This window comes from Flavobacterium branchiicola (assembly GCF_018383905.1).
GTDB lineage: Bacteria > Bacteroidota > Bacteroidia > Flavobacteriales > Flavobacteriaceae > Flavobacterium > Flavobacterium branchiicola.
The window spans coordinates 17,830-38,938 of sequence record NZ_JAGYWA010000005.1 but is presented as its reverse complement, the minus strand read 5'-3'; the positions used below and the strand labels follow the sequence as shown (position 1 = coordinate 38,938).

22 protein-coding genes are annotated in these 21,109 nt (G+C 33.2%); 11 read left to right on the top strand and 11 right to left on the bottom strand.

Annotated elements, in window-relative coordinates; all coding sequences use genetic code 11:
• Nucleotides 1-7: 7 nt before the first annotated feature.
• On the bottom strand, nucleotides 8-1,189 hold the full coding sequence (locus KHA98_RS13295) for an acyl-CoA dehydrogenase family protein (RefSeq protein ID WP_213258424.1): 1,182 nt from the start codon (nucleotides 1,187-1,189) through the stop codon (nucleotides 8-10).
• Nucleotides 1,190-2,656: 1,467 nt separating this feature from the next.
• Between KHA98_RS13295 and KHA98_RS23080 the strand changes: the two genes are divergently transcribed.
• A complete protein-coding gene (locus KHA98_RS23080) occupies nucleotides 2,657-3,103 on the top strand; it encodes a helix-turn-helix domain-containing protein (protein WP_379732060.1) in 447 nt (148 codons plus the stop codon).
• A gap of 84 nt (nucleotides 3,104-3,187) precedes the next feature.
• Here KHA98_RS23080 and KHA98_RS13285 read toward each other — a convergent pair whose 3' ends face one another.
• The gene (locus tag KHA98_RS13285) at nucleotides 3,188-3,340 is read right to left on the bottom strand and encodes an rSAM-modified peptide (protein ID WP_213258422.1); all 153 of its coding nucleotides are present in this window, start codon (nucleotides 3,338-3,340) and stop codon (nucleotides 3,188-3,190) included.
• Between the two features lie 608 nt (nucleotides 3,341-3,948).
• On the opposite strand from KHA98_RS13285, the gene KHA98_RS13280 reads away from it, so the two are divergent.
• From KHA98_RS13280 to KHA98_RS13260, 5 genes are all read left to right on the top strand, one after another.
• Complete coding sequence (locus tag KHA98_RS13280) at nucleotides 3,949-5,508, top strand: vitamin K epoxide reductase family protein (protein WP_213258421.1); 1,560 nt, start codon at nucleotides 3,949-3,951, stop codon at nucleotides 5,506-5,508.
• 67 nt (nucleotides 5,509-5,575) lie between these two features.
• Complete coding sequence (locus tag KHA98_RS13275) at nucleotides 5,576-5,743, top strand: hypothetical protein (protein WP_213258420.1); 168 nt, start codon at nucleotides 5,576-5,578, stop codon at nucleotides 5,741-5,743.
• A 44-nt stretch (nucleotides 5,744-5,787) separates the two neighbouring features.
• On the top strand, nucleotides 5,788-5,979 hold the full coding sequence (locus tag KHA98_RS13270; protein WP_213258419.1) for a hypothetical protein: 192 nt from the start codon (nucleotides 5,788-5,790) through the stop codon (nucleotides 5,977-5,979).
• A 353-nt stretch (nucleotides 5,980-6,332) separates the two neighbouring features.
• Entirely contained in the window at nucleotides 6,333-6,515 is a 183-nt protein-coding gene (locus tag KHA98_RS13265; RefSeq protein ID WP_213258418.1) for a hypothetical protein, read from the top strand.
• A gap of 173 nt (nucleotides 6,516-6,688) precedes the next feature.
• Entirely contained in the window at nucleotides 6,689-6,877 is a 189-nt protein-coding gene (locus tag KHA98_RS13260; protein ID WP_213258417.1) for a hypothetical protein, read from the top strand.
• Between the two features lie 112 nt (nucleotides 6,878-6,989).
• Here KHA98_RS13260 and KHA98_RS13255 read toward each other — a convergent pair whose 3' ends face one another.
• Nucleotides 6,990-7,358, bottom strand: a complete 369-nt coding sequence (locus tag KHA98_RS13255; protein WP_213258416.1) for a helix-turn-helix domain-containing protein — start codon at nucleotides 7,356-7,358, stop codon at nucleotides 6,990-6,992.
• A gap of 175 nt (nucleotides 7,359-7,533) precedes the next feature.
• On the opposite strand from KHA98_RS13255, the gene KHA98_RS13250 reads away from it, so the two are divergent.
• The 3 genes from KHA98_RS13250 (at nucleotide 7,534) to KHA98_RS13240 (ending at nucleotide 12,262) form a co-directional block, all read left to right on the top strand.
• Nucleotides 7,534-8,640, top strand: a complete 1,107-nt coding sequence (locus KHA98_RS13250; RefSeq protein WP_213258415.1) for a TlpA family protein disulfide reductase — start codon at nucleotides 7,534-7,536, stop codon at nucleotides 8,638-8,640.
• Nucleotides 8,641-8,770: 130 nt separating this feature from the next.
• On the top strand, nucleotides 8,771-10,963 hold the full coding sequence (locus KHA98_RS13245; RefSeq protein WP_213258414.1) for a peptidase domain-containing ABC transporter: 2,193 nt from the start codon (nucleotides 8,771-8,773) through the stop codon (nucleotides 10,961-10,963).
• Between the two features lie 3 nt (nucleotides 10,964-10,966).
• The gene (locus KHA98_RS13240; RefSeq protein ID WP_213258413.1) at nucleotides 10,967-12,262 is read left to right on the top strand and encodes an HlyD family secretion protein; all 1,296 of its coding nucleotides are present in this window, start codon (nucleotides 10,967-10,969) and stop codon (nucleotides 12,260-12,262) included.
• 29 nt (nucleotides 12,263-12,291) lie between these two features.
• On the opposite strand, the gene KHA98_RS13235 is transcribed toward KHA98_RS13240, so the two are convergent.
• The 3 genes from KHA98_RS13235 to KHA98_RS13225 all read right to left on the bottom strand — a co-directional run bounded on the left by KHA98_RS13235 (nucleotide 12,292) and on the right by KHA98_RS13225 (nucleotide 14,184).
• On the bottom strand, nucleotides 12,292-12,999 hold the full coding sequence (locus KHA98_RS13235) for a tRNA1(Val) (adenine(37)-N6)-methyltransferase (protein WP_213258412.1): 708 nt from the start codon (nucleotides 12,997-12,999) through the stop codon (nucleotides 12,292-12,294).
• Nucleotides 13,000-13,083: 84 nt separating this feature from the next.
• On the bottom strand, nucleotides 13,084-13,608 hold the full coding sequence (gene rimM, locus KHA98_RS13230) for a ribosome maturation factor RimM (RefSeq protein WP_213258411.1): 525 nt from the start codon (nucleotides 13,606-13,608) through the stop codon (nucleotides 13,084-13,086).
• Between the two features lie 15 nt (nucleotides 13,609-13,623).
• The gene (locus tag KHA98_RS13225; RefSeq protein WP_213258410.1) at nucleotides 13,624-14,184 is read right to left on the bottom strand and encodes a 30S ribosomal protein S16; all 561 of its coding nucleotides are present in this window, start codon (nucleotides 14,182-14,184) and stop codon (nucleotides 13,624-13,626) included.
• Nucleotides 14,185-14,381: 197 nt separating this feature from the next.
• On the opposite strand from KHA98_RS13225, the gene KHA98_RS13220 reads away from it, so the two are divergent.
• Both KHA98_RS13220 and KHA98_RS13215 read left to right on the top strand, forming a co-directional pair.
• Entirely contained in the window at nucleotides 14,382-14,870 is a 489-nt protein-coding gene (locus KHA98_RS13220; protein ID WP_213258409.1) for a DUF6252 family protein, read from the top strand.
• A 124-nt stretch (nucleotides 14,871-14,994) separates the two neighbouring features.
• The gene (locus KHA98_RS13215) at nucleotides 14,995-15,345 is read left to right on the top strand and encodes an RNA recognition motif domain-containing protein (protein WP_213258408.1); all 351 of its coding nucleotides are present in this window, start codon (nucleotides 14,995-14,997) and stop codon (nucleotides 15,343-15,345) included.
• A 132-nt stretch (nucleotides 15,346-15,477) separates the two neighbouring features.
• Here KHA98_RS13215 and leuB read toward each other — a convergent pair whose 3' ends face one another.
• From leuB to leuC, 5 genes are all read right to left on the bottom strand, one after another.
• Nucleotides 15,478-16,533 carry a 3-isopropylmalate dehydrogenase gene (leuB, locus tag KHA98_RS13210; protein ID WP_213258407.1) on the bottom strand — a complete coding sequence of 352 codons (1,056 nt, stop codon included), beginning with the start codon at nucleotides 16,531-16,533 and terminating at the stop codon, nucleotides 15,478-15,480.
• Between the two features lie 150 nt (nucleotides 16,534-16,683).
• A complete protein-coding gene (locus tag KHA98_RS13205) occupies nucleotides 16,684-18,204 on the bottom strand; it encodes an alpha-isopropylmalate synthase regulatory domain-containing protein (protein WP_213258406.1) in 1,521 nt (506 codons plus the stop codon).
• Between the two features lie 42 nt (nucleotides 18,205-18,246).
• Complete coding sequence (locus KHA98_RS13200) at nucleotides 18,247-18,819, bottom strand: O-methyltransferase (protein ID WP_213258405.1); 573 nt, start codon at nucleotides 18,817-18,819, stop codon at nucleotides 18,247-18,249.
• 125 nt (nucleotides 18,820-18,944) lie between these two features.
• Complete coding sequence (gene leuD, locus KHA98_RS13195; protein WP_213258404.1) at nucleotides 18,945-19,541, bottom strand: 3-isopropylmalate dehydratase small subunit; 597 nt, start codon at nucleotides 19,539-19,541, stop codon at nucleotides 18,945-18,947.
• Nucleotides 19,542-19,651: 110 nt separating this feature from the next.
• Nucleotides 19,652-21,046: a 3-isopropylmalate dehydratase large subunit gene (leuC, locus tag KHA98_RS13190; protein ID WP_213258403.1), complete on the bottom strand. Its 1,395-nt coding sequence runs from the start codon at nucleotides 21,044-21,046 to the stop codon at nucleotides 19,652-19,654.
• Nucleotides 21,047-21,109: the final 63 nt, after the last annotated feature.

Below are 21,109 nucleotides of genomic sequence, written 5' to 3'. Positions count from 1 at the left end.
TAGTTATTTATGATTTAAAAGCTGGAATTCCAGTTACATCCATTCCCGTGATTAACAAATGGATATCATGAGTTCCTTCGTAAGTTATTACACTTTCAAGGTTCATCATATGACGCATAATTGAATATTCGCCCGTAATTCCCATTCCGCCCAGCATTTGTCTTGCTTCTCGTGCAATATGAATAGCCATATCGACATTATTACGTTTTGCCATCGAAATCTGAGCTGTTGTAGCCCTTCCTTCGTTTCTTAAAACGCCTAAACGCCAGGTTAATAATTGTGCTTTTGTAATTTCGGTAATCATTTCAGCCAATTTCTTTTGCTGTAATTGTGTGCCTCCAATTGGTTTCCCGAACTGGATTCTTTCTTTTGCGTAACGCAAAGCGGTGTCATAACAGTCCATTGCTGCTCCGATTGCTCCCCACGCGATGCCGTATCGTGCAGAATCTAAACATCCTAGTGGTGCGCCTAATCCTGATTTATTTGGCAAAAGGTTTTCTTTCGGAACTTTTACATTGTCAAAAATCAATTCTCCGGTTGCTGATGCGCGCAGCGACCATTTGTTATGTGTTTCCGGAGTTGTAAAACCTTCCATACCGCGCTCAACGATTAAACCATGAATTCTGCCTTCTTCATTTTTTGCCCAAACTACCGCAATGTCAGCAAAAGGGGCATTTGAAATCCACATTTTTGCACCATTTAAAAGATAATGATCTCCCATGTCTTTAAAATTGGTAATCATGCTTCCGGGATCAGACCCATGATCAGGTTCTGTTAAACCAAAACAACCTATGTATTCACCAGTTGCTAATTTTGGTAAATATTTCATACGTTGCTCTTCGTTGCCGTATTTCCAGATCGGATACATTACCAAAGAAGATTGTACGGATGAAGTTGATCTTACACCAGAATCACCACGCTCAATTTCCTGCATGATTAAACCATATGAAATTTGGTCTAAACCTGCACCACCATATTCAACAGGGATATAAGGGCCAAAACCGCCAATTTCTCCCAGACCTTTTATGATCTGTTTTGGGAATTCTGCTTTTTGAGCGTATTCTTCTATAATAGGAGAAACTTCTCTCTTTACCCATGCACGTGCAGACTCGCGAACCAATTTGTGCTCATCTGTTAATAAATCGTCAAGGTTGTAATAATCTGGAGATTGAAATAAGTCTGGTTTCATTTTGTATAAGATTTTTCAAAACAAATTTACGTAATATAAATATAACAAAACAAAGTAAAATTGTTGTATTATTTTAATTTTGTAACAAAATTAACAATGGATAAGCAAATTAATTTTAGTTTATTGAAAATATATGAACTATTTTTGAATACCAAAAACAAATAAATGAGGCTAATCATCTCTTTTTTACTTTTTCATGTTCTCACAATTGGGTTTGCACAAAAAATTCAAATAAGCGAGCAGGAATATTTAGAGTTGCAGGACAAGATTCGATTCAGTATGAATTCAAACTTCGATCAGGGTCTTGCATACACTAAAGAATTGATGAAATCTACTAATGACGGGCATTTGGCTTTTGCCAACGGCGCAGCTTCGTATTTATATCAACTGAAAGGTAATGTTGCCAAATCTGATCAAGCCTCCAAAACAGCTTTTCAATATTTAGATAAAATGCCAGCCTCTCCTGAGAAAACAAAAGTAACAGGATATCTCTATAATTATAAAGGCTTATCAGAATGGAAAAGAGGAAACCTGGGCAAAGCACTCGATAATTATCAAAAAGGCATCAAGTTTTCGACAGAAGTGAATGATGTTGTTCAAATGGTAAAATTTAAAAGTAATATTGCTTTAATTAATGAAGAGATTGGAAATTATCAATTGTCAATCAAGAATTTGAGGCAAAATAATGACTTCATTAATAAAAATGAAAGTGTTTACACAAAAGAACAGTTTCAAAATAGTAAAAGTAACATTAATATGAATTTAGCAGGCTCATATGAAAGTTATTATATGAAGAATCGCGATAAGATGTATTTACTTGATTCTGCTGAATACTTTTATAAAAAAGCAGTTACTTATTCAGAAAATTTTGTGACCAATAAGATTTCTGCAAAAATGAGCTTAGGGAACATTTATTTAATAAAAAATGATCTTGTGAATGCTGAAAAAACATATTTTGACATTTTGTTTTTATCTAAGCAAAATAATTCGGAGCAATTGTTTCAGGCTGCAAACTATAATTTAGGTGACTTGTATTTTTGGAACAAGAAATACGATAAAGCTTTGGTTTGTTTCAGGAAAGTAGATTCTATTTCGTTAAAGAATAAAGTTTTGGATGCCAGTTATTTGAAGTCAAATTATTTGCAGGCAAAGATTTATAATATAATGAATGAGCCTGAACAGGCTTACAAGCATTCGAAGATTTATCTGGATAGTTATGAAAAATCTGAAACAAAGCTAAGAGATGAAGCTCTGGAGGTAAACTATAAATTAGGTCTGGAAGATTTGGGAACCGAAATGGTTACTATTCAGGAGAAATATAAAACGGAAGTTTTGCTCAATAAGGCACTCAAAGTATTCTATGTTTTACTTGTTGTTGGAATAATATTTTTACTCATAAAAAATATACGGGATAAAAATAAAGCCCATAAAAAAATGAATGCTTTAATTGAAGAATTTAAAGCCAATTTGGAGAAAAAGGAAAATGAGGTTATTGAAGAAGTCGTAATTGAAAAAGAAGAACTGGAAGATGTTCAGCTTAAAAAAGAAAATGTCAATTTAAGCATTGATGAAGCCAAAGAAAATAAAATTGTCGAAAAGTTACTAGCACTCGAAAGTAAATTAGAATACCTAAATGCCGATTTTACTTTGCCATACGTAGCGAAAAAAATAAAAACAAACACTACCTATTTGTCATACGTTGTTAATAAACGATTTGGAAAATCATTTGGGGAATATTCGAATGAATTAAAAATCAACTACGTAATCAATGAAATGATTACCAATCATATGTATCGCAAATATTCGACCCAGGCAATTGCAGAAAGTGTCGGATTTAAAAATGCCGTTTCGTTTGCAAAATCATTTCGTAAAAGAACCGGTGTTTCTCCCGCTCAATTTGCAAGCAATATTTGATTATTGGTTAAAAAAATATTTCGCAAAAGAAATGGGAATTCCAGTTCTTTTGCGAAAATATCTGACTTGGTTTGGGGCTACTATTTATCCATTTCCAGCGCCTCCACCTTTAGTAGGATCATATTTTGGATCTGTTGGATCTACGACTACGGTATCTCCGCCACGTACCGTTTTTTGTTGCGTTTTAGTTAGTTTTTCGGCTTGAAAATTGTCGAATGTCATTTTGTTAGTTGTCATGATAATAAGATTATAGTTATATATTGATTTATTTGTAAAACATAATAGCTGTTTTTTACGCTATTTTTGGGGTCTTTTGCCATGTTGTAATTCCGCGGCTTTCTTTTTTAAACTACTTTTTGTTCACTTTTTTCCTCATATTTTTCAAATTTTTGATGTTGATTAATTATTAATTTGAGATATAAAGGGGTTAGTTATTCGTTTTTTTGGAGTTAAAAATTTTTATAATTTGTAGTTTTTAACTTATAAATTATATCGTTTTAAAACTCGTTTCAGTATATGAATTTTCGTCTTTTTTGATCTTTTTATTTCAAAAGAGATCTAGTATTTTACTATAAATTTTTCCCTCTTTTAACTTGTCTGGATTACTGATATGTCAAAGCTAGATAAAAAGCAAAACGCTTGGTCGAGATTTGGCTTTTGAGGGTTTTGAAGAAGATTTTATCGACGTAATGCTTTATTTTTCAGGTGATTAACACTTTGTTTTGATAGGCATAATTTATAAATTGTATGTAGTATAATTGATAAAATGTCTGCTGTCACGAGAATTTTATCAATAAAAACAGCAATCTTTGCAGTGTAATTATGAATTAAACGATTCGAAAAAGATGTTAAAACTTATTCAAAAATTTCTCCAAATAAATAGATACTCGGAAATTAAAAATGAGTTTAAAGATTTATTTCTTTCTCATCCTAATTATCCAAGTTTATTTGCGATAACAGATTCGTTAGATTTATTAGCAATAGAAAATGCAGCTGTCAGAGTTTCGAAAGAACAGATAGTTGATCTGCCAACAAATTTTCTCGCTTATTTTAAAGAGGAACTTACGTTGGTTGAAAAATTTAAAAATGATGTTCGTATAACAACAATAAAAAAAGGAAGCAAAAAAATTTCGTACGAAAAATTTCTGTTAGACTGGAATGGGGTAATTGTAGCAATTGAGCCAAATAATGCTGTTGCAAAAGAGAATTTTAAAATTGAGTATAATTGGTTAAAGTATTCTTTTCCTTTTATCCTAATAGTTGGGTTGGCTCTTTTTTATAACTCGTTTGATTTGTTTAGTCTTGTTTTTTTAACAACGTCTATAACAGGACTTATAGTCAGTGTTTTTATAGTACAGGAAAAGTTAGGGTTTAAAAATAGTATCATTACAAAGTTTTGTAATCTAACTTCAAATTCATCATGTGCTTCAGTTATAAATTATAAAGAGGAGAATAAAAACAGATTATTTAGTTTTTCAGATTTGCCGTTATTGTTTTTCGCTTCAAGTGTTATTGCAGTTTTAATACAGCCATTAGAATCTGCCGTTTTTATTGGTTTTTTGAGCTTATTGACAATTCCGGTAATTGTATCGTCAATTTGGATTCAGAAGTTTGAAATTCAAAAATGGTGCATGATGTGTCTGGCAGTTTCGTTCTTAATTTTAGTGCAAAGTATTGTATGGTTTGCATCCGATCTTTTTACATTGACATTTAGCTTTGAAAGTATCTTTCCGTTTGTATTTTCATTTGCGGTTCTGTTACCAACTTGGTTAGTGGCTAAATCAATGTTAAAAGGAGTTTTGGAGACCGAAAACAGCTTAAAGGATTTGAAAAAATTTAAGAGGAATTATTCATTATTAAATTTTTTATCAAAAAAAGTTTCCTTCACAAATGGATTTGAAAATTTAAGAGGATTAAATTTTGGTAATAGAAATGCGACAGTGAAATTAACCATAATTATAAGTCCTAGCTGCGGACATTGTCATAAAACATTTCAGGAAGCTTTTGATATGGTTTTGAAATTTCCGGAAAAAGTGAATTTAAATATATTATTTAATATAAATCCTGATAATACCGAAAATCCATTTAAGGTTGTGGTAGAAAGATTGTTGACCATTAACAGATCAACTCCGGGAAAAACGGTCGAAGCAATATCAGATTGGCATATTAAAAAAATGAATCTGAAAAAGTGGCTAAAGAAATGGCATGTTGAGAATGTGAGTATGATGGTGGGCCAGGAAATAAACAAACAATACGAATGGTGTTCTAAGAATAATTTTAACTATACCCCGGTAAGGATTGTAAATGAAAAATTATTTCCAAGTGAATATGAATTAAGTGAGTTAAAGTATTTTTTAAATGATTTAACAGATGAAAAGGAAGCTGTTCTTGAAAAAATAGCTTAAAAGTAAGAGACAGAAGCCTCAAATGTCTTTAAAAGCTTGAGGTATACCCAAATAAAAAACTATTGTTATGGTGAAAAGTATCTTAAATCTGGAAGGATCTCATGAATTAACAATAAATGAGAAAAAAAATATTAATAGTGAAGTATATCCTCAAGAACCAATATGTGGTTATACGGCATGGTATACAAGTGAAATTGTTTGTTTGAATGATCCGGCTCACTATCAAGCAGTGTAATGGAAGATAGAACTCTCAAAGGATTAAAAATTAATTAAATAGTAATGTTAAAAAATATATTAAATCTGGAAAATGCTCAGGAAGTTACAAAAGCTGAGCAAAAAAACATGTCGGGTGGAATTCCTGAATGCTGGGTTTTTGCAATTGAAGCAGGTTGTGTTTTAATACCAACCGGTGGGATTTGTCCTGTAGAGACAACCCCTGGAATATGTGGAACAAACCGCTTGTGTTGCTAAGTTTTTTTAACAGTAAAAATTTATTAGTAGTACAATATTAAGCCTTATTAAAATTTAGTCATGTTTTTTTTAATTTGTAGGCGCTCGATCGTGGAACATTGAGCAAATATCCCCACATTGATGATTGGTGTCGGGATTCTCAGGAAGTTAGCCGCTGTGTTGATTTTAATTGGTTAGGGTTAACCAGTGGCAGATCCTAGAGAAATTAAGTGAAAATAATTGAAATAATTATAAGCAGTAAGAAAAGAATTTCTGGCTGCTTTTTTTTTAACTACAATTTAACTGAAAAGACAGAAGCTTCAAATGTCTTAAAAGGATTGAAGCATTAACAAAAAACAAAAGAACCACAAATTATGTTAAAGAAAATTTTTGAATTACATGGAGCTGCTGAATTAAGCAAAGAAGAACAAAAAGGAATTAATGGTGGTAATGCGCCAGTTTGCGAAGAAAATACTACTGCAAAAAGATGTCCAAGAACGGCAACCTCACCAGCTTATTGGATTTGCGTAAGCGATCCTAATGAGCCATGTGAATAGACGTTTTAAATACAGTGAACTTGTTAATTTTTGACATGGTTTACAAATCTCAGAGAGGAATTTTTTATTCCTCTCTCTTTTTTACCCAACAAGCATTATAATGAAAAATGATAAGACAGAGGCTTCGACTGTCTTAGAAGGATTGAAGCAATAACAAATCAAAAAAACAAATTATGAAAAAATTAAAAGATTTATTTGGAGTTGAAGTTTTAAGTGTTGTTGAAAAGAAAAGTATTTTTGGAGGTGGAGGCGGTATTGAGGCATGTTATTGTCCTGATGGTTCTTTTGCAGGAGTTATACATGTAAATGAAGGTGAAAGTTGCCAGTCGGTTATTGAAGAGAGCTGTTTACTGGATCACTAATTTTTAAATAAATTTGAATAAAAATGGGCTTTGTTGTTTAACAAAGCCTTTTTGTTTGAAATACCGTGTAAGCTTGTATTTGTCTAAATTAATATTTCCCAAAAAGGCATTTTTATTTTCTTTTAAATTGATGTTTCAAATCTAAAATTTCACGTTTTAGTATTTCATTCTCTGTTTCAAGTATTTTATTGTATTTAACAGCAATGTCAAATGCATTTTGACAGCTATTAAAACTTTTTTTAAGTTTCGTTATTTCCACTAAAACAGGATTATTTTCTCTTAAAGTGGTATTTACTTCTTTTATTTCTTTTACAGAAACTTTTAGTACTTCTGCAAATTTTAACCATTCATGATCTTTAATTGGCGATTTTCCTATTTCTTTTCTTGAATAGGTTGTTTGTTCCATTGCTACCATTTGCGCCATTTCAACCTGTGAAAGTCCTTTCTCTTTTCTAATATTTTTTAGTTTTTCCTGTTTCATAATTTAAGTTTAAGATCCATTTTACATAAGAGAAAGATAACTAAAATATTTATTTTGTAAATAAAATCCTAAAATAATCCTAGACAATAGCAAAAACTATAGGTTAAGTTCTGTAGTTTTGAAGTGAGTTAATTACTACAATACTGTAGTGAAATTTGTTTAAAAAAATTAGAAGATGTTAAAGAAGGCGATACTTTTTTATCTGTTTAATTGTAGTTTGATTTATTCGCAAGCTATAGTTACAGTACACGGAAACATTTTGGCAAAAGAAGCCATAAACGATAGTATTACTTTTGTGGAAGGTTTGTTTTCTGGCGAGAAATACTATGAAAATAAGGTTCTAAAAGCAAAAATTACTAATAATATATTCAATTTAGATTTTAGTTCTCCTTATCCACAAATGTATATGTTGGCTCTAGATAGTGAAAAAAATAGTGGTAGATTTAGAATTGATTGTTGTTTTATTGATAATACTACAACTGAAATAACTTTTGATTCTAGTTACATACTAGAAAAATCAAATGGAGTAACTAATGAAGAATTTTTAGAAAAATTTATTCCGTATGTTTTTAAAGAAAAAAAAGGAAGTTTTAATTTTTACAATTTTGATGAAAATTTAGATAAGAAGTTATACAGTTATATCAATGAGAATCCCGATTCCTATGTTGCCCTTTGGTTTCTAATCGGAAGATTTAATTTAGAGGGATATAATGAAGTATATGAAAAAAGCCTGCATTCTTTTTCAAAAAAGATGAAAAATGAAAAACTTTGGAAAATTTTAGACAAGGAACTTTCAGATATCAAGATAAAAGTAAATCATAAGTTTCCAGAAATAGTTTTAAAAAATATCGATTTAATCCCGGAATTAGTACTGATACCAGAAGCGGAATATACTTTAATTGATTTTTGGTTTAGCCGTTGTCTCCCTTGCTTACAAGAAATACCGAAATGGGTGGATCTTTACCAAAGATTCGGCACAGATGGACTTAATATTATTGGTATTTCTACAGATAAAACAGAAAACATAGAAAAGTACTGGCAGAAAAGAATAATCGAAAAACAGATACCTTGGAAAAATTATCTTGATGAGAATGCTGTCTTTGCATCTAAAGAAAAAATCTTCTCATTTCCCACTAATTATCTTCTTAATAGTAAAGGAGAGATTATTAGAAAAAACATTAGGCCTGAAGAATTAGAAAAATTACTTATTGATTCTTACAAGATTAAAAAATATTTCGATAGTTATCACAGACAGTATCAGGTTCCTGTTTCAATATATTGACTTGAAGCTACTTGTGAATAGTGATTAAAGCGATTATGAATAAAATTTATATTTAGCATATTAGACAATGATTTTTTCTTTTTTTTAAGAATTTTTGTATAATATTGTTGTAAGATAAACCAAATCATAGTTGAAAAAATTCACCAATTATAAACAGGCAGATTATAAGGATTGTGGTCCGACGTGTTTAAAAATTATAGCAAAGCACTACGGCAAAACAATCAATATTCAGGAGTTGAGAGACATAAGCGAAACAACTCGTGAAGGAAGTAATTTGCTTTTTTTAAGCGATGCTGCCGAGAAAATTGGCTTTAGGACTTTGGGAGTAAAATTAAGCAGCGAACGTTTAATAGAAGCTCCTTTACCATGCATTTTGCACTGGAACCAAAATCATTATGTAGTACTTTATAAAATCAAAAAAGGAATCTATTATATTTCAGATCCTGCTTTTGGTTTGATAGAGTATAATCTGCAGGATTTTTTAAAATTCTGGATCGGAAATAATGCAGACGATCAGACTAAAGAAGGGATTGCATTATTAATTGAAGCTACACCAAAATTTTTTCAATCAGATTTTGACAAAGAAGATAATCAGGCTTTAGGTTTTGGACTTTTGTCACAATATGTTTTACGATATAAATCATTTCTGATCCAATTAAGTATAGGATTGTTGGCGAGCAGTTTGCTGCAGTTGATTTTTCCGTTTTTAACCCAAAGTATAGTTGATATTGGGATACAAAATCAGAATATCCATTTTATTTATTTAATTCTCTTTGCACAATTATTTCTTTTTGCCGGAAGAACAGGTTTAGAATTAATCAGAAGCTGGATTTTGCTTCATCTCTCCACCAGGATAAATATTTCATTGATTTCAGATTTCTTTATTAAATTAATGAATCTGCCAATAGCCTTTTTTGATGTACGAATGACGGGCGATATCATGCAGCGAATTAATGACCATCGAAGAATCGAGAAAATCCTGACCACATCATCGTTAAATGTTCTTTTTTCGGTTATTAATATGTTTGTAATGGGCGGCGTACTGGCCTATTTTAATCTTCAGATATTTTTTGTCTTTTTTGTCGGAAGTCTAGTCTATTTTGGTTGGATCACTTTGTTCTTAAAACGAAGAGAAATTCTGGATTACAAACGATTTGCCGAAATTTCTCAAGAGCAAAGCAAGGTTATTGAACTTATAAACGGCATGCAGGAAATTAAACTCCATAATGCCGAAAAACAAAAACGATGGGGATGGGAATATGTGCAGGCAAGACTTTTTAGAGTTTCGATAAAAGGATTGATTTTAGAACAAACACAAACAATTGGTTCCTCAGTAATAAATGAGTTAAAGAACATCTTTATAATATTTCTTTCGGCCAAATTGGTAATTGACGGTTCTATAACGTTAGGGATGATGTTAGCCATCAGTTCAATTGTTGGTAGTTTAAACGGACCAATTACGCAACTTATTGAGTTTGTGAGAGAGCTTCAGGATGCAAAAATTTCCCTGGCGAGGTTATCTGAAATTCATGAAAAAGAAGATGAGACGCAACAGGAAGTTCATCAGACAAATGATGTTTTGTATGATTCTGATATTGAAATAAAAAATCTGTCGTATCGCTATTTGGGATCTGATATTCCGGTTCTTAAAAATTTAAATTTGGTAATTCCCTCAAATAAAGTTACAGCCATTGTTGGTGTAAGTGGAAGCGGAAAAACAACTTTAATGAAATTACTTCTTAAGTTTTATGATCCGGATAAGGGCGAAATTACTATTGGCAATACGCAACTGTCAAATATCTCTCAAAAAGCCTGGAGATCTACCATTGGAGCTGTTATGCAGGAAGGTTTTATTTTTAGTGATACAATTGCCAATAACATTGCAATTGGTGTAGATAAAGTAGACAAACAACGTTTGCTATATGCTGCAGATGTGGCAAATATAAAAGAGTATATTAGTAGTTTACCGCTTGGTTACAATACTAAAATTGGTTCTGAAGGGGTAGGAATGAGTACCGGACAGAAACAACGATTACTTATAGCAAGAGCCGTTTATAAAAACCCTGAAATACTATTTTTTGATGAAGCGACATCGGCTCTGGATGCCAATAATGAAAAAGAAATCATGAGAAAACTCGATATATTCTTTAAAAATAAAACAGTTGTTGTAATTGCACACCGATTAAGTACGGTAATGAATGCAGATCAAATTGTGGTTTTGGACAAAGGAAAAATTATTGAAATAGGAAATCATTCAACACTGGTAGAGCAAAAAGGGAATTATTTTGAACTGGTGAAAAATCAACTGCAATTAGGGAATTAATATATGGCTGAAGATACTACTACATTTGAGTTACGAAGTGAAGAGGTTCAGGATATCCTCTCCAAAGTGCCGCATTGGATGATTCGATGGGGAACTATTTTAATATTTGTTATTATAGTCATGTTGTTTTTTGTTTCCTGGTTTGTAAAATACCCGGATGTGGTTAATACCGAAATTTTAATTACAACGAATATTCCACCAGAGAAAATCGTGGCAAAATCTTCCGGACGTATAGAAGCAATTTTGGTAAAGAATAAAGCGACAGTGCCTAAAAATACAACACTTGCAATTATAGAAAATACAGCCAATTATCAAGATGTGTTTTTATTAAACAGTATAGTGAATGCTTATAATATTAATGATCCAAAAAGCGATTTTCCATTTTCAAAATTGAAAAATGCCCAATTGGGAGAAATAGAAAGCGCTTATGCTGTTTTTCAAAAAGATTATCAGGCACAAAAACTAAATGAAGATTTACATCCTTTTGAAGTAGAGAGTCGCGCTCAATCTTCTGAAAAAATTCAGATACAGGAACGATTAAATATTTTGCAACAGCAAAAAGCAATCAATGAAGGTGAACTCGAACTTCAAAAAAATGAACTTGCCCGTTTTGAGATTTTATTCAATAAAGGAATAATTTCAGCTCAGGAAATGGAAGTTAAAAAGCTTAGTTTTCTGCAAGCGCAAAAGAATTACAGAAGCCTTTTGTCGTCAATTTCTCAATTAAGGTCGTCTTTGATTGATAATACAAAATCAAGTCAGAATTCGCATATAAACAGTACCAAAGAAGAAGTTAACCTTGGTCGCAACATGGCACAATCCTTTTATCAGCTCAAAAAAGTGATAAAAGACTGGGAAATGGCTTATACACTAAAATCCTCTGTAAGTGGCGTGGTGACTTTTTTACAGGTTTGGACAGAAAATCAGACCATAAATGTGGGTGATAATGTTTTTTCAATTATTCCGGATGCAAAAAATGGATTTATTGGGAAAGTAAAAGCCCCAGCTTTAAATTCAGGAAAAATAAAAGTCGGACAAAGAGTAAATATTCGTCTCGCTAACTTTCCGGACAGGGAGTTTGGTGTTTTAAGAGGCACGATTCAGAATATTTCACTGGTGCCTGATAAAGACGGAAATTTATTGCTTGACGTTGCATTACCAAACGGATTGGAGACTTCTTATAAAAAACAAATTGTATTTCAACAGGAAATGAAAGGAAGTGCAGAAATTGTGACTGAAGATTTACGATTAATAGAAAGAGTGCTGTATCAATTTAAAAGCATTTTCGAACAAGTTTGATGTTTTTTTACAAATATTGCATTGAGTTATTACATTTTTAAATAAAAATCTTTAGTCAATTGAATGTATTCAGGCGTGTAGATGTGTCTGTCAATTTCGATTATTAGTTCATCGATTTCTATTTCTGAAATTTCATTTCGGCTAAAGGCTAATAAACTGCGTTTTATTTCAGATGTTGGGGTTCCTTTTACACGTGTAATTTTGATAGGGTATAATTCGTTTTCTTTGGCTAAAGCAATAAATTTTTCCTCTTCTTTGAAAGGAATGATGATAGCCAGAACTCCATTTTCTGAAAGTAATAAATCTGCAGCTTCAACAATTTCTTCAAAAGGCATTGCATCCTGAAAACGGGCTAAATCACGCTGCTCATTTTCGGTTTTATAATCTTCAGCATAAAAAGGCGGATTTGAAACAATTAAATCGTACTCATCTTCCGGTTCTTCAATAAATTCATCCAAACCGGCATGAAAACAAAATAAACGATCTCCCCAAGGAGAATTTTCGAAATTATCAACAGCTTGTTCGTAAGCATCTTCGTCAATTTCAAGAGCATCAATTTGTTCCGCATGAGTACGCTGCGCAAGCATCAAAGCTATAATTCCGGTTCCTGCACCAATATCTAAAACACTAAACGGATTATGATTTATTGGAGCCCACGAACCAAGTAAAACGCCATCGGTTCCCACTTTCATAGCAGTTTTGTCTTGTTTCACAGAAAATTGCTTAAATTGAAACATTTTGATTTTGATTAAAGTTAAAAATGGATTTGAAAGATTACAACAGTCTAAAAATCCAAGAATCTAAAAGGTCTAAAAATCTAATTAAAGGTACATTTCAACCAATCCTTCAGGAAGATTCATGATCACTTTTTTGTTATCACGATCAATTTTTACAAGGAAATGATCAATCATCGGAACTAAGATTTCTACTTCGCCATTTAAAACTTCAAAAAGAGGTTGAGCAGAAGAGTCATTAATAGAAGTGATTTTGCCGAAAACGCCTAAACGCTGATCTTCGATTTCGAAACCAATAACTTCGTGAAAATAAAATTTGTTGCCGGAAAGTTTTGGCAACATTGTTAAAGGAAGATAAACTGCATTTCCAATCAAGGCGTCTGCATCTTCTTCGGTGTTTGTGTCTTCAAAACGAACTCTAAGAAAGTCGTTTTTGTGCAAAGAACTTGTTTCAATAAAAAAAGGAACCAAGTGTTTGTTGTGTTCAACAAACACTGATTCCAGATTTTCGTATAACTCAGGTTCGTCTGTGTCTAAATAGATCAGAACTTCACCTTTGAAACTAAATTTTTTAGCGATTTTACCTAAATAAAAACATTCTTCTTTACGCATTCTCGCTAAATAAAATTATGCTTCAGTTGTTTCGTTATTCTCTTCAGCAGCAGGTGCTTCTTCAGTAGCAGCTTCAACTTCAGCAACTTCTTCAGTAGCAGTTGCAGCAGCGATAGCATCAGCCTCAGCTTGAGCAGCAGCAGCAACACGTTTAGCGTTTACTTCTTTTTCAGCTTTCAAAGCTTTAGCTTTAACATCAGCTTGCGCTTTTGATAAACCATCTTTTTTAGCATCAACTTTTCCAGCTTTTGACTCTAACCAAGCAGCTAATTTAGCATCAGCTTGTTCTTGAGTTAAAGCTCCTTTACGGATACCTCCATCAAGGTGGTGTTTCAATAAAGCACCTTTGTAAGAAAGAATTGCTCTTGCAGTATCAGTTGGTTGTGCACCATTGTGTAACCATTTAACTGCACTGTCAAGGTTTAACTCAACAGTTGCTGGGTTAGTGTTTGGATTGTAAGTACCGATTTTCTCTAAGTATTTACCATCTCTTTTTGAGCGTGCATCTGCAGCTACAACCCAGTAAAAAGGTTTTCCTTTTTTACCGTGTCTTTGTAATCTAATTTTTACTGACATAATCTTATGATTAAATTTTGAGGTACTCGACCTCCGTTAATTAAGGGCGCAAAGATATAATTTTTTTATCAATTACACGTTCCAAACCATATTAAATCTTTTCCAAGGAGCTTTTTACCGTTTTTTTGGTGATTTAAACTAAATTTTTTACTTAATGATCTCAAATGCAGTACTTTTGCATTAAAATTCATACTCTTATGAAAAAACACTTCTTTCTTTTATCACTATTTTTTATTGCTACATCCTGTGTTGATGAAATAAAGTTTAATAATCCTGCATTTCAAACTTTAAAAGATAATGTTTTTTGGAGATCGACCAGTTACACGGCTTACTTAAACACAAATGGTAATATGGTTATTGAAGGTTTTTTAGGGTATGAGAAAATTGTTTTGCAGACTGCTTCGCCAACCCCAAAAACGTATGTATTGGGAGTTGATGATGTGTCAAAAGCATCTTATATTAATATTCTTCCGGAGCAAAAGGAGAATTTTTCGACAGCAGAAAATATAGGGAGCGGACAAGTTGTAATTACAGAGTTTAATACACAAACTAACACTATTTCAGGGACATTCAAATTTACTGCAGTAAACGAAGATCTTACTGATACTGAAAAAACAACACGCAATTTTACAGAAGGTGTTTTTTATAAGATTCCGGTTATTCCAACGCAGAATTCTAATCTTTAACTATGAATTCGTTCATTCTTATTAAATGTTTTTTCAAATCAAAATAAAAACATAAATTAACTAATATATAGTAGATTAGAAAAAAATAAGAGTACATTTGCTACATTATTATAAATAAGTACATATGAACATTTTTGTTGGAAGCCTTCCATTCAGTATTGAGGAAGCAGATTTAAGAGAGTCTTTCGAGGCTTATGGAGCAGTTGATTCAGTTAAAATTATCACTGATAAATTTACTGGAAGAAGCAAAGGATTTGGTTTCGTAGAGATGCCAAACGATGCTGAAGCTCAAAAAGCAATTGATGAATTGAACGGAGCTACTGTTCAAGGTCGTACAATTGTGGTTAATAAATCTGAGCCAAAGCCTGAAGGAGAAAGAAGAAGCTTCAATAACAACCGTGGTGGAAATGACCGCGGAGGTTACGGAAACAACCGTGGTGGAAACGACCGTGGTGGAAACAGAGGAGGATATTAATATTTTTTTTCTAAAATATAAAAGGGATCAACGAAAGTTGATCCCTTTTTTTGTTTCAGGTTTTATTTGTTTCAAGTTTCAGTCCCGATAGTTATCGGGATTGAAACCTGAAAACTTGAAACAAAAATAACTTTAAATGTTCGCAGCTAACCAGTCACCTACTTCTTTAGTACCATAAGCTTTGCCGCCATCAGCTAAATCTTCAGTAACTATTCCAGCTTCTAAAGCTTTGTTTACAGCATCTCTCATTGCTTTTCCTTCTTCCATTAATCCGAAGTTTTCAAACATCATAGCAGCTGATAAAATGGTAGCCATTGGGTTTGCAATGTTTAATCCTGTAGCTTGTGGATATGAACCGTGAATAGGTTCAAACAAAGAGACTTCAGCTCCCATAGATGCAGAAGGCATTAATCCCATTGAGCCAGAAATTACTGAAGCTTCATCTGTTAAGATATCTCCAAATAAATTTTCAGTAATTAATACGTCATAAGAGTTTGGCCATTGTACTAAACGCATAGCAACCGCATCAACAAATTCATAAGAAACCGTAACTTCTGGATACTCTTTTTCCATTGCCTGAACAGTTTCTCTCCATAAACGAGAAGTTTCCAAAACGTTTGCCTTGTCAACGCAGCATAATTTTTTAGAACGTGTCATGGCTAATTCGAAACCTTTTTTAGCTAAACGCTGCACTTCTGTTCTTGTGTAAACACAATTGTCGTAAGCAGTATCTCCGTTGTCTTTTCTTCCTTTTTCGCCAAAGTAAATTCCGCCTGTTAATTCTCTTAAGAAAACCAAATCAGTTCCCTCGATTCTTTCTCTTTTTAAAGGAGATTTATCTAATAAAGATGGGAATGTAAAAGTTGGTCTTACGTTGGCAAATAAGCCTAATGCTTTACGCATTTTTAGTAAACCTTGTTCTGGTCTTACAGGCGCAGAAGGATCATTATCGTATTTTGGGTGACCAATCGCTCCAAAAAGAACGGCATCAGCATTTTTGCAAACTTCATGTGTTGAGTCTGGATAAGGTTCGCCTACTGCATCAATTGCGGCAGCACCGGTTAAAGCTGGTTTCCATGTGATTTCATGTCCAAATTTTTTTGCAATAGCATCAGATACTTTTACAGCTTCGTTTATTACTTCTGGTCCGATTCCGTCTCCGGCTAAAAGGGCTATGTTAAATTTCATTTTTTATTTTTTAAAAAGGTTCTAAGGTTCTGAGTTGCTAAGCTGCTAAGGTTTTGTTTTTAGGGCTTAGTTTTTTAAAGGTTCTAAGTTGCTAAGGTTCTTAGGTCAAAGAAAAATCTTAGAACCTCAGAACCTTAGTCTCTTAGTGCCTTAGGTAATTATATTAAGCATTTTCTGCGTTGCAATAATTGCTGCAACGGTTTGATCTGAATCTAATCCGCGGGTTTTAAATTCTTTTCCGTTGTTTACCCATGTAATAATGGTTTCGCACAACGCATCAGAACTACTTCCCGGTGGGATTCTTACGGCATAGTCAATCAGTTTTGGAAGTGTTAGTTTTTTGCTTTTGTAAATTTTAGATAAAGCATTCATAAAAGCATCAAACTGACCGTCTCCTTGTGCGTTTTCTTCAATAATTTCTCCATTAAGATTTAAGGATAAAGTAGTTGACGGACGCATTCCTTTTGAGTGAACTAATATATAAGATTCGATTTTTATTTTTTCCTCGTAAGTGTGGCTGTCCAAAACATCAGAAATAATGTATGGAAGATCTTCCTTGGTTACGGTTTCTTTTTTATCGCCCAATTCGATAATTCTCTGGGTAACCAATTTCAAATCTTCGTTGTTCAGTTTTAAGCCTAATTCCTGAAGGTTTTTTTCGATATTGGCCTTTCCCGAAGTTTTTCCAAGAGCATATTTTCTTTTTCTTCCAAAACGTTCCGGAAGAAGATCATTAAAATATAAATTGTTTTTGTTGTCTCCGTCTGCATGAATTCCGGCAGTTTGCGTAAAAACATTATCACCAACAATTGGTTTGTTGGCTGGAATTCTGTAACCGGTAAAAGTTTCTACTAACTTGCTTACAGAATACAAAGATGTTTCTTTAATGTTGATGCTAACTTCCGGCAGATAATCATTTATTACGGCAACAGTACTTTCTAGCGGTGCATTTCCGGCACGTTCACCCATGCCGTTTACGGTAACGTGAAGTCCGTTTATACCGGCTTTTATGGCTTCCATCACATTGGCAACACTTAAGTCATAATCGTTATGTGCGTGGAAATCAAAATGAATATGAGGATATCTGGCTCTGATTTTAGAAATAAATTCAAATGCTAAAGACGGAATTAAAACACCCAATGTATCAGGAAGTAAAACTCTTTTTACAGGTTGTGTTGCTAAGAAATCCAGAAATTGAAAAACATATTCAGGAGAGTTTCGCATTCCGTTGCTCCAGTCTTCCAGATAAACATTAGTTTCAATATTATTCTCTTTTGCTGATGCAATAATTTGTGCAATTTCGGAAAAATGCTGTTCTGGAGTTTTTTTTAATTGATGTGTTAAGTGGTTCATTGAGCCCTTGGTCAATAAATTCTGCACTTTGGCACCGGCTTTTTTCATCCATTCAATAGAAACACCTCCATCAACAAATGAAAGCACTTCAATTCTATTAATGTATCCTTTTTCTTCAGCCCACGAAGTAATGCCTTTTACGGCTTGAAATTCTCCTTCACTAACACGTGCTGAAGCAATTTCGATTCTGTCAATATTTAATTCCTCCAACAACAATTGTGCAATGGTCAGTTTTTCTGCAGCAGAAAATGAAACTCCCGAGGTTTGTTCACCATCACGAAGCGTCGTATCCATTATTTCAATTTTTCTTTTTTCCATTATTATATTGTAAGCTTTAATGATCTACAAGTTCATTACTATTTATTTTTTGGTGATCAGAATTAAGCCCGTTGACCAACGCATTTTTGTTAATTGAATGTCTTTTCTCTTTTCTAAATCCTGAATAAGAACTTCGACATTTTTACCGTGATTTTTTGGCCAGTTTGATTGCGGTAACATATCGTCAATCAAATAAATCCCGCCCGAATTCAGCAAGTTTAGCGTTTCTTCTAAAACAGAGTATTTTCCAGGCCATGCATCGGCAAAAATCAAATCAAACTTTAAATCTGTATAATTTAAAATCCATTTTTCGGCATCTTCACAAACAAATGAAATGTTTGGATTTTGAATGTGTTTTTTTGCAATGTTCTGATATTCTAGTAAATTGTCAATAGAAGTCAATTTTGAATTTTCGCACATTCCATCCGCTATCCATGCAAGAGATAAACCAGTTCCGGTTCCTAATTCTAAAAAATTACCCTCTTTTTTTGTTGCAACCAATGTTCTGAGAAGACTTCCTGTTTGTAGATCTGAAGGCATTGAAAATGAAATTTTTTCAGAATCAGTTTTGATATCTGAGTAAGATTTGGGTAATTCAATACGATTGTCATCCATTTTTGGTAAGTGCTTAATTGGTTGGTATTAATTTTCGATGGAATTCACTTTTAAATTATAAAAGCAGTTACCAAGATCAACCTTTAAAGTTGAGTCTTGAGTAACTGCTTTTTTTAGGTTGGTTGTTAGTAAGGAAGCTTATCGGCAAAAGCCACAATATCTTCTTTAATATTTTGCAAATAATCAATGTCATCAAAGCCATTAATCATATTGTTCTTTTTGTATCCGTTAATAGCAAAAGATTCTTGTTGTCCGGTAGGCAATAAAGTGATCGTTTGGTTTGGAAGATTAATTTCTAATTCTGTTTTTGGGTCAGCTTCAATAGCTTTGAAAATAGTTTCAGCAAATTCAGGACTTACCTGAACTGGTAAAACACCAATATTTAAACAGTTTCCTTTGAAAATGTCGGCAAAGAAACTAGAAACTACAGCGCGGAATCCGTAATCGTAAACAGCCCATGCAGCATGTTCTCTTGAAGATCCTGAACCGAAGTTTTTTCCTCCAACAAGGATTTTTCCAGAGTAAGTTGAATTGTTTAAAACGAAATCAGCTTTTGGAGTATCGTCTCCGTTATATCGCCAGTCTCTAAAAAGGTTATCTCCAAAACCTTCACGTTTTGTAGCTTTTAAGAAACGAGCCGGGATGATTTGATCCGTATCTACGTTCTCGATTGGCAGTGGCACTGCACTGCTTGTAAGTATATTAAATTTATCGTATGCCATTTTATTTTTTGCTTTAGGCTGTAGGCTTTAAGCTTTAGACTTTTCCTACAGGTTGTATTATGTATTGTGTTTTTAGCTTAAAGCTTATTGCTTAAAGCTTACAGCGAGAATTAGAATAATTCCCTCGGATCTGTTAATTTTCCTGTAACAGCAGCTGCAGCGGCCATAATCGGACTTGCTAAAAGCGTTCTTGAACCAGGACCCTGACGACCTTCAAAGTTTCTGTTTGAGGTACTTACTGCATATTTCCCAGCAGGAACTTTATCATCGTTCATGGCTAAACAAGCAGAACATCCAGGCTGACGTAATACAAAACCAGCTTCTGTTAAAATGTCTAAAATTCCTTCTTCTTTAATTTGAGCTTCAACAACGTGAGAACCCGGAACTAACCAAGCCGTAACATTATCTGCTTTTTTTCTTCCTTTTACAATTTCAGCGAAAGCTCTAAAATCTTCAATACGACCGTTTGTACAACTTCCTAAGAAAACGTAATCGATTTGTTTTCCGATCATTACATCATCTTCCTGAAAGCCCATGTAAGCCAAAGATTTTTTGTAAGTTTCCTCACCACCTTCAACTTCTTTTGCACTTGGGATATGTTTAGAAATACCAATTCCCATTCCAGGATTAGTACCATAAGTAATCATTGGTTCAATATCCGAAGCTTTGATGTTTAATTCAGCATCAAAAACAGCATCGGCATCAGTTTTAAGTGTTTTCCAATATTCAACAGCTTTAGTCCAGGCTTCTCCTTTTGGAGCGTATAATCTTCCTTCAAGGAAATCAAAAGTAGTCTGGTCAGGAGCAATCATTCCTCCACGAGCACCCATTTCGATACTTAAATTACAAACCGTCATACGGCCTTCCATGGTCATGTTTTCAAAAACATCACCAGCATATTCAACAAAATAACCTGTACCTCCAGAAGTAGTTAACTGAGCAATAATATATAATGCAACGTCTTTTGGACCAACACCTTTACTAAGTTGTCCGTTTACGTTAATACGCATTTTCTTTGGTTTAGGCTGCATGATACATTGTGTAGAAAGTACCATTTCAACCTCAGAAGTTCCGATACCGAAAGCAATAGCTCCAAAGGCACCGTGAGTAGATGTATGTGAATCTCCACATACAATAGTAGCACCTGGCAATGTAATTCCGTTTTCAGGACCAACTACGTGTACAATTCCATTTTTTTGGTGACCTAATCCCCAGTGTGAAATTCCGTATTCGGCAGCATTATCTTCAAGTGCTTTAAGCTGATTTGCCGATAGTGCATCTTCAACTGGTAAATGTTGATTTATAGTAGGGGTATTGTGATCTGCAGTTGCAAAAGTACGCTCTGGGTATAAAACCTTAACGCCTCTGGCTTTTAATCCTAAAAAAGCAACAGGACTCGTAACTTCATGAATGAAATGGCGATCAATAAAAAACACATCTGGTCCATCTTCAATTTTACGCACAACATGTGAATCCCATACTTTGTCAAATAATGTCTTACTCATTTTTATTTTTTTTTAATTGTAATTTCTATAACCACAGCAATTCCCTGTTCATTATAATAGCAA

Excerpts from the sequence above, each read along its gene's own strand:
- KHA98_RS13250 (WP_213258415.1), top strand. The coding sequence starts at position 7,534 with ATGTTAAAGAAGGCGATACTTTTTTATCTGTTTAATTGTAGTTTGATT.
- rimM (WP_213258411.1), bottom strand. The coding sequence starts at position 13,608 with ATGCGTAAAGAAGAATGTTTTTATTTAGGTAAAATCGCTAAAAAATTT.
- KHA98_RS13280 (WP_213258421.1), top strand. The coding sequence starts at position 3,949 with ATGTTAAAACTTATTCAAAAATTTCTCCAAATAAATAGATACTCGGAA.
- KHA98_RS13240 (WP_213258413.1), top strand. The coding sequence starts at position 10,967 with ATGGCTGAAGATACTACTACATTTGAGTTACGAAGTGAAGAGGTTCAG.
- KHA98_RS13215 (WP_213258408.1), top strand. The coding sequence starts at position 14,995 with ATGAACATTTTTGTTGGAAGCCTTCCATTCAGTATTGAGGAAGCAGAT.
- leuC (WP_213258403.1), bottom strand. The coding sequence starts at position 21,046 with ATGAGTAAGACATTATTTGACAAAGTATGGGATTCACATGTTGTGCGT.
- KHA98_RS13270 (WP_213258419.1), top strand. The coding sequence starts at position 5,788 with ATGTTAAAAAATATATTAAATCTGGAAAATGCTCAGGAAGTTACAAAA.
- KHA98_RS13200 (WP_213258405.1), bottom strand. The coding sequence starts at position 18,819 with ATGGATGACAATCGTATTGAATTACCCAAATCTTACTCAGATATCAAA.
- leuB (WP_213258407.1), bottom strand. The coding sequence starts at position 16,533 with ATGAAATTTAACATAGCCCTTTTAGCCGGAGACGGAATCGGACCAGAA.
- leuD (WP_213258404.1), bottom strand. The coding sequence starts at position 19,541 with ATGGCATACGATAAATTTAATATACTTACAAGCAGTGCAGTGCCACTG.
- KHA98_RS13265 (WP_213258418.1), top strand. The coding sequence starts at position 6,333 with ATGTTAAAGAAAATTTTTGAATTACATGGAGCTGCTGAATTAAGCAAA.
- KHA98_RS13220 (WP_213258409.1), top strand. The coding sequence starts at position 14,382 with ATGAAAAAACACTTCTTTCTTTTATCACTATTTTTTATTGCTACATCC.
- KHA98_RS13205 (WP_213258406.1), bottom strand. The coding sequence starts at position 18,204 with ATGGAAAAAAGAAAAATTGAAATAATGGATACGACGCTTCGTGATGGT.
- KHA98_RS13225 (WP_213258410.1), bottom strand. The coding sequence starts at position 14,184 with ATGTCAGTAAAAATTAGATTACAAAGACACGGTAAAAAAGGAAAACCT.
- KHA98_RS13235 (WP_213258412.1), bottom strand. The coding sequence starts at position 12,999 with ATGTTTCAATTTAAGCAATTTTCTGTGAAACAAGACAAAACTGCTATG.
- KHA98_RS13285 (WP_213258422.1), bottom strand. The coding sequence starts at position 3,340 with ATGACAACTAACAAAATGACATTCGACAATTTTCAAGCCGAAAAACTA.
- KHA98_RS13255 (WP_213258416.1), bottom strand. The coding sequence starts at position 7,358 with ATGAAACAGGAAAAACTAAAAAATATTAGAAAAGAGAAAGGACTTTCA.
- KHA98_RS13295 (WP_213258424.1), bottom strand. The coding sequence starts at position 1,189 with ATGAAACCAGACTTATTTCAATCTCCAGATTATTACAACCTTGACGAT.
- KHA98_RS13275 (WP_213258420.1), top strand. The coding sequence starts at position 5,576 with ATGGTGAAAAGTATCTTAAATCTGGAAGGATCTCATGAATTAACAATA.
- KHA98_RS13260 (WP_213258417.1), top strand. The coding sequence starts at position 6,689 with ATGAAAAAATTAAAAGATTTATTTGGAGTTGAAGTTTTAAGTGTTGTT.